Here is a 6,342-nt window from a genome sequence, read left to right as displayed (position 1 = left end):
AAGGTGGGCGACGAAATCGAAATCGTCGGCATCCGTGCCACGCAGAAGACCACCGTGACCGGCGTGGAAATGTTCCGCAAGCTGCTGGATCAGGGCCAGGCGGGCGACAACGCGGGCCTGCTGCTGCGCGGCACCAAGCGTGACGACGTGGAGCGCGGCCAGGTGCTGTGCAAGCCGGGTTCGATCAAGCCGCACACCGACTTCGAAGCCGAAGTGTACGTGCTGTCGAAGGACGAGGGCGGCCGTCACACCCCGTTCTTCAAGGGCTACCGTCCGCAGTTCTACTTCCGCACCACCGACATCACCGGTGCGGTGCAGCTGCCGGAAGGCGTGGAAATGGTGATGCCGGGCGACAACGTCAAGATGGTGGTGACGCTGATCAACCCGGTGGCGATGGACGAAGGCCTGCGCTTCGCGATCCGCGAAGGCGGCCGTACCGTCGGCGCCGGCGTGGTGGCCAAGATCATCAAGTAATGCCCTCCGGCGGCCAAGGCCGCCGGTGTTGGAATCGCCAGCGACTGCGGTCGCCGGCATCGCGAAGGGTCGGCGCAAGCCGGCCCTTCGTCGTTTCCGGCATCGGTGCAGGCGCTGCCGCGCTTCACGCGCTTTTCTCGTCCAGGGTGTTGCGGCCGGGCAGGGTGGTCGCTATAATGCGCGGCTCGGCGTTCCTGGGTAGGGCGCCGGCAAGACAGCGAAAAGAGAGGCAGGACGCCGCTCGTGTTCGCAGGACCGGGAAGGTCGCGTCGCATGGAGCACTCAACAACCCCGGGTTGTTGACGCTGCTCTAGCTGCGCATTATACTTTTCCGTCTGGGCAGGCCGGGTCGACTGGTCTGCCCCAGTTTTTGGGGCGGAGGAATGCCCCCGCCGAGCCGGATGCTCTGCGGTACGACTTCAGGAAACAACCGGGGCAGGTATCCCAGAGGCCTTGCCCGTCGCTCTTTTAACGAAGGAACCCACCGTCATGGCGGACCAAAAGATCCGGATTCGGCTGAAGGCGTTCGATCATCGTTTGATCGACCGTTCGGCCAGCGAGATCGTCGAGACGGCCAAGCGGACCGGCGCGCAAGTGCGTGGCCCGATCCCGCTGCCGACCAAGATCGAACGCTACACCATCCTCGTTTCCCCGCACGTCGACAAGGACGCGCGCGACCAGTACGAGACCCGCACGCACAAGCGCGTGCTCGACATCGTCGACCCCAACGACAAGACCGTGGACGCGCTGATGAAGCTCGAACTCGCGGCTGGCGTCGATGTCCAGATCAAGTTGACCTGAGGACTACGACCATGACGAAGAAGTATTCGTTGGGCTTCGTGGGCCGCAAGGCCGGCATGAGCCGCGTCTTCACCGAAGACGGCCGCTCCATCCCGGTCACCCTGATCGAAGCGACCCCGAACCGCATCACCCAGCTCAAGACCGTCGAAGCCGACGGCTACAGCGCTGTGCAGATCACCGTGGGCGCCCGTCGCGCCGCGCTGGTCAACAAGCCGGCTGCCGGCCATTTCGCCAAGGCGAAGGTCGAAGCGGGTCGCGGCCTGTGGGAATTCCGCGTCGAGGACGCGCAGCTGGGCGATTTCGCCGTCGGCGGCGAAATCAAGGCGGACATCTTCGCCGTCGGCCAGAAGGTCGACGTCCAGGGCGTCACCAAGGGTAAGGGCTTCCAGGGCACCATCAAGCGGCACAACTTCCGCATGGGCGATGCTACCCACGGTAACTCGCTGTCGCATCGCGCGCCGGGTTCGCTGGGTCAGCGCCAGACCCCGGGTCGCGTTTTCCCGGGCAAGAAGATGTCCGGCCACATGGGCGCGGTGCAGCAGAGCACGCAGAATCTGGAAGTGGTCAAGGTCGACGTCGAGCGTGGCCTGATCGCCATCCGCGGCGCTGTGCCTGGCGCTGCCGGTGGCGACGTGATCGTGCGTCCGGCTAGCAAGGCATAAGGAGAGATGACGATGGAACTCGTTATCACGGGTAGCAACAACAAGGTCTCGGTCTCCGACGCCGTGTTCGGCCGCGATTTCAGCGAGGATCTGGTTCACCAGGTCGTCGTCGCCTATCGCAACGCCGGCCGCGCCGGCACCAAGGCGCAGAAGACGCGTTCGGAAGTCAACGGCACCACCAAGAAGTCGAAGAAGCAGAAGGGCGGTGGCGCTCGCCACGGCGCGCTGACCGCTCCGATCTTCGTCGGCGGTGGCGTGACCTTCGCGGCCAAGCCGCGCAGCTTCGAGCAGAAGGTCAACCGCAAGATGTACCGCGCGGCCATCTGCGCGATCCTCTCGGAACTGAACCGCCAGGGCCGCCTGATGGTCGTCGACGCGTTCGACGTCGAGGCCAGCAAGACCAAGGGCCTGGTCGAGAAGCTGAAGGGTCTGGAAGTGGGCAAGCGCCCGCTGATCGTGACCGAAGAAGCCTCCGAGCATCTGTACCTGTCGGCCCGCAACCTTCCCTACGTGGAGGTGCGTGACGTGCAGGGCCTGGATCCGGTGTCGCTGGTCGGGGCCGACACGGTCGTGATCACCGCCGATGCGGTCAAGAAGGTCGAGGAGTGGCTGGCATGAGCAGCAACGAAAAAATCTTCAGCGTGCTGCGCGCTCCGCGTGTCTCGGAAAAGACCGCGCGCCTGCAGGAACTCACCAATCAGTACGTCTTCGAGATTTCGAACGAAGCCACCAAGGCCGATGTCAAGGCCGCGGTCGAGCAGCTGTTCGACGTCAAGGTCGAGTCGGTCAATGTGTTGAACGTCAAGGGCAAGAACAAGTCCTTCCGTTCGCGCAGCGGTCGTCGCGGCGATTGGCGCAAGGCGTACGTGCGTCTGGCCGAAGGCCAGTCCATCGACGTAACGGCCAAGGCCTGAGGTACATCCCATGCCATTGATGAAATTCAAGCCCACCTCCGCAGGCCGTCGTTCGGCCGTGCGCGTGGTCACGCCCGATCTGCACAAGGGCGCCCCGCACGCTGCGCTGGTGGAAAAGCAGAGCAAGTCCGGTGGTCGTAACCACCACGGCCGCATCACCACCCGCCACGTCGGCGGTGGCCACAAGCAGCACTACCGCGTCATCGACTTCAAGCGCAACAAGGAAGGTATCCCGGCGCGCGTGGAGCGGATCGAATACGATCCCAACCGCACCGCCCATATCGCCCTGCTGTGCTACGCCGACGGCGAGCGCCGCTACATCATCGCGCCGAAGGGCCTGAAGGCCGGCGACCAGGTGATCGCGGGTTCGGATGCGCCGATCAAGACCGGCAACACCCTGCCGCTGCGCAACATCCCGGTCGGTACCACCGTCCACGGGATCGAGCTGAAGCCGGGCAAGGGCGCGCAGATTGCGCGTGCCGCCGGTGCCGCGGTGCAGCTGGTCGCGCGTGAAGGCATCTACGCCACCCTGCGTCTGCGCTCCGGCGAAATGCGCAAGGTGCCGTCCGAGTGCCGCGCCACCATCGGCGAAGTCGGCAACGACGAGCACAACCTCGAGAAGCTGGGCAAGGCGGGCGCCAAGCGTTGGCGCGGCGTGCGTCCGACCGTTCGCGGTGCGGCCATGAACCCGGTCGACCACCCGCACGGTGGTGGTGAGGCGAAGGCCGGTCAGGGTAATCCGCATCCGGTCACCCCGTGGGGTGTCCCGACCAAGGGTTACAAGACGCGCCATAACAAGCGCACCGAACAATTCATCGTCCGCGATCGTAGGGGCTAATCGACCATGGCACGTTCACTCAAGAAGGGCCCGTTCGTCGATCACCACCTCGTCAAGAAGGTGGAGGCCGCGGCCGGTAGCAAGCGTCCGATCAAGACCTGGTCGCGTCGTTCGATGATCCTGCCGGAGATGGTGGGTTTCACCATCGCCGTGCATAACGGCAAGAACCACGTTCCGGTGCTGGTCAACGAGAACATGGTCGGCCACAAGCTCGGCGAATTTGCCGTCACCCGGACCTTCAAGGGTCACGGTGGCGACAAGAAGTCGGGCCGGTAAGGAGAGATGACGATGGAAGCGAAAGCAATCCTGCGCACCGCGCGCATCTCCCCGCAGAAGGCCCGCCTGGTCGCTGACCAGGTCCGTGGTCTTTCCGCCGAGCGGGCGGTCAACCTGCTGAAGTTCTCGGACAAGAAGGCTGCCCACCTGATCAAGAAGGTGGTGGAGTCGGCGATCGCCAATGCCGAGAACAATCAAGGCGCGGATGTCGACGAGCTGAAGGTCAAGACCATCATGGTTGATGAAGGTCCGACCCTGAAGCGTTTCATGGCGCGGGCGAAAGGCCGCGGTACCCGCATCCTCAAGCGCACCAGCCACATCACTGTGGTTGTGGGCGCCGCCAAGTAAGCGGAAAGGAAAAGACGATGGGTCATAAAGTTCATCCGATCGGAATCCGCCTGGGTATCGCCAAGGACTGGAATTCCAAGTGGTACGCCAACAAGGCCGAGTTCGCCGGTTACCTGGCAGCCGACCTCAAGGTCCGCGAAATGCTGCGCAAGAAGCTGGCGCAGGCGGGCATCAGCAAGATCCTGATCGAGCGTCCGGCCAAGACCGCGCGCGTGACGATCCACACCGCCCGCCCGGGCGTGGTGATCGGCAAGCGCGGTGAGGACATCGAGAAGCTGCGCAAGGAAGTGAGCGAGATGATGGGCGTCCCCGCCCACATCAACGTCACCGAAGTGCGCAAGCCGGAGCTGGACGCGCAGCTGGTCGCCGAGTCGATCGCGCAGCAGCTGGAGCGTCGCATCATGTTCCGCCGCGCGATGAAGCGCTCGGTCGGCAATGCGATGCGCCTGGGTGCCCTGGGCATCAAGGTCAACGTCGCCGGCCGTCTGAACGGTGCGGAAATCGCCCGTTCCGAGTGGTACCGCGAGGGCCGCGTGCCGCTGCACACGCTGCGTGCCGACATTGACTACGGCTTCGCCGAAGCCAAGACGACCTACGGCATCATCGGCATCAAGGTCTGGATCTACAAGGGCGAGATCTTCGATTTCTCCCAGGTTGGCCAGGAAAAGCAGGACGATTCCCCGCGCAACGATCGTAACGATCGCGGCGACCGTGGCGACCGTCCGTCGCGTCCGGCCCGTGAAGCGAGGTAACGGCAATGTTGCAACCCAAGCGAACCAAATACCGCAAGATGCACAAGGGTCGTAACGACGGCCTGGCGTGGAGCGGAAACGCCGTCAGCTTCGGCGAGTACGGGCTGAAGGCCACGGCGCACGGTCAGCTGACCGCGCGCCAGATCGAAGCGGCGCGCCGCTCGATCAGCCGCTACGTCAAGCGCGGCGGCAAGATGTGGATCCGCGTGTTCCCGGACAAGCCGATCACCAAGAAGCCGATCGAAGTGCGAATGGGCTCCGGTAAGGGTAACGTCGAGTACTGGGTCGCCCAGATCCAGCCCGGTCGCATGATCTATGAAATCGAAGGCGTCGGCGAAGATGTCGCGCGCGAGGCGTTCCGCCTGGCCGCTGCCAAGCTTTCGGTGACCACCACCTTCGTGACCCGGACGGTACGCTGATGGACATCAAACAACTCCGCGAGAAGTCGGCCGACGATCTGAAGGCCCACCTGACCGATCTGCGCAAGGAGCAGTTCGCCCTGCGCATGCAGCAGGTCACCGGGCAGCTGCCGAAGACTCACGAAACCCGCCGGGTGCGCCGCGAGATCGCTCGCGTCAAGCACCTGCTCGGCAGCACGAAGTAAGGATGGCCGCGATGAGCGACAATAACGAAAGCAAGACGCTGCGCACGGTCGAAGGCCGTGTGGTCAGCAACAAGATGGACAAGACCGTCACCGTGCTGGTGGAGCGTCAGGTCAAGCATGCGCTGTACGGCAAGTACATCAAGCGCTCGACCAAGCTCCATGCCCACGACGCCGACAACGCCTGCAACGAAGGCGATGTCGTGCGCGTGACCGAGATTGCGCCGATGTCCAAGACCAAGAACTGGCGGGTGGTGGAAATCGTCACCCGCGCGGCCGAATAAGGGAGATCTGAATCATGATCCAGATGCAGAGCTACCTCGACGTCGCCGACAATTCCGGTGCCAAGGAAGTGATGTGCATCAAGGTGCTCGGCGGCTCCAAGCGCCGCTACGCGCACATTGGCGACATCATCAAGGTCACCGTCAAGGACGCGATCCCGCGCGGCAAGGTCAAGAAGGGCGAAGTCTACGACGCCGTCGTCGTGCGTACCCGCAAGGGCGTGCGTCGTCCGGACGGTTCGCTGATCCGCTTCGATGGCAACGCCGCGGTGTTGCTCAACAACAAGCAGGAGCCGATCGGTACGCGCATCTTCGGGCCTGTGACCCGCGAGCTGCGTTCCGAGAAGTTCATGAAGATCGTCTCGCTCGCTCCCGAAGTGCTGTGAGCGGAGGAC

General features: G+C 63.9%; 13 protein-coding genes. All 13 read left to right on the top strand.

The annotated features are described in order from the left end of the window. The coding region (locus tag FHR56_RS11610) for an EF-Tu/IF-2/RF-3 family GTPase (RefSeq protein WP_184502568.1) at positions 1 to 474 on the top strand (474 nt) is incomplete at its 5' end. 489 nt (positions 475 to 963) lie between these two features. After that, entirely contained in the window at positions 964 to 1,275 is a 312-nt protein-coding gene (rpsJ, locus tag FHR56_RS11605; protein ID WP_010341589.1) for a 30S ribosomal protein S10, read from the top strand. Between the two features lie 11 nt (positions 1,276 to 1,286). Further along, a complete protein-coding gene (gene rplC, locus FHR56_RS11600; protein WP_184502567.1) occupies positions 1,287 to 1,937 on the top strand; it encodes a 50S ribosomal protein L3 in 651 nt (216 codons plus the stop codon). A gap of 12 nt (positions 1,938 to 1,949) precedes the next feature. Further along, on the top strand, positions 1,950 to 2,555 hold the full coding sequence (rplD, locus tag FHR56_RS11595; protein ID WP_010341591.1) for a 50S ribosomal protein L4: 606 nt from the start codon (positions 1,950 to 1,952) through the stop codon (positions 2,553 to 2,555). Further along, a complete protein-coding gene (gene rplW / locus FHR56_RS11590; protein ID WP_019796624.1) occupies positions 2,552 to 2,851 on the top strand; it encodes a 50S ribosomal protein L23 in 300 nt (99 codons plus the stop codon). The genes rplD and rplW overlap by 4 nt, the downstream gene beginning before the upstream one ends. 10 nt (positions 2,852 to 2,861) lie before the next feature. Further along, positions 2,862 to 3,689, top strand: a complete 828-nt coding sequence (gene rplB, locus FHR56_RS11585) for a 50S ribosomal protein L2 (RefSeq protein WP_010341593.1) — start codon at positions 2,862 to 2,864, stop codon at positions 3,687 to 3,689. Between the two features lie 6 nt (positions 3,690 to 3,695). After that, positions 3,696 to 3,965 carry a 30S ribosomal protein S19 gene (gene rpsS / locus FHR56_RS11580; protein WP_010341594.1) on the top strand — a complete coding sequence of 90 codons (270 nt, stop codon included), beginning with the start codon at positions 3,696 to 3,698 and terminating at the stop codon, positions 3,963 to 3,965. Between the two features lie 12 nt (positions 3,966 to 3,977). Continuing rightward, a complete protein-coding gene (rplV, locus tag FHR56_RS11575; protein WP_003470663.1) occupies positions 3,978 to 4,313 on the top strand; it encodes a 50S ribosomal protein L22 in 336 nt (111 codons plus the stop codon). A 17-nt stretch (positions 4,314 to 4,330) separates the two neighbouring features. Continuing rightward, positions 4,331 to 5,065 carry a 30S ribosomal protein S3 gene (gene rpsC, locus FHR56_RS11570; protein WP_010341595.1) on the top strand — a complete coding sequence of 245 codons (735 nt, stop codon included), beginning with the start codon at positions 4,331 to 4,333 and terminating at the stop codon, positions 5,063 to 5,065. 5 nt (positions 5,066 to 5,070) lie between these two features. After that, the gene (rplP, locus tag FHR56_RS11565; protein WP_003470657.1) at positions 5,071 to 5,484 is read left to right on the top strand and encodes a 50S ribosomal protein L16; all 414 of its coding nucleotides are present in this window, start codon (positions 5,071 to 5,073) and stop codon (positions 5,482 to 5,484) included. Beyond that, positions 5,484 to 5,669: a 50S ribosomal protein L29 gene (gene rpmC / locus FHR56_RS11560; RefSeq protein WP_010341597.1), complete on the top strand. Its 186-nt coding sequence runs from the start codon at positions 5,484 to 5,486 to the stop codon at positions 5,667 to 5,669. Before rplP ends, rpmC begins: the two co-directional genes overlap by 1 nt. An 11-nt stretch (positions 5,670 to 5,680) precedes the next feature. Then, a complete protein-coding gene (gene rpsQ / locus FHR56_RS11555; protein WP_010341599.1) occupies positions 5,681 to 5,950 on the top strand; it encodes a 30S ribosomal protein S17 in 270 nt (89 codons plus the stop codon). 14 nt (positions 5,951 to 5,964) lie between these two features. Beyond that, positions 5,965 to 6,333 carry a 50S ribosomal protein L14 gene (rplN, locus tag FHR56_RS11550; protein ID WP_003486699.1) on the top strand — a complete coding sequence of 123 codons (369 nt, stop codon included), beginning with the start codon at positions 5,965 to 5,967 and terminating at the stop codon, positions 6,331 to 6,333. Positions 6,334 to 6,342 lie beyond the last annotated feature (9 nt).

This window comes from Xanthomonas sp. F10 (assembly GCF_014206815.1).
Taxonomy (GTDB): Bacteria; Pseudomonadota; Gammaproteobacteria; order Xanthomonadales; family Xanthomonadaceae; genus Xanthomonas_A; species Xanthomonas_A indica.
Note: the sequence above shows the minus strand (reverse complement) of the source record. Positions and strands in the feature narration are given on the sequence as shown.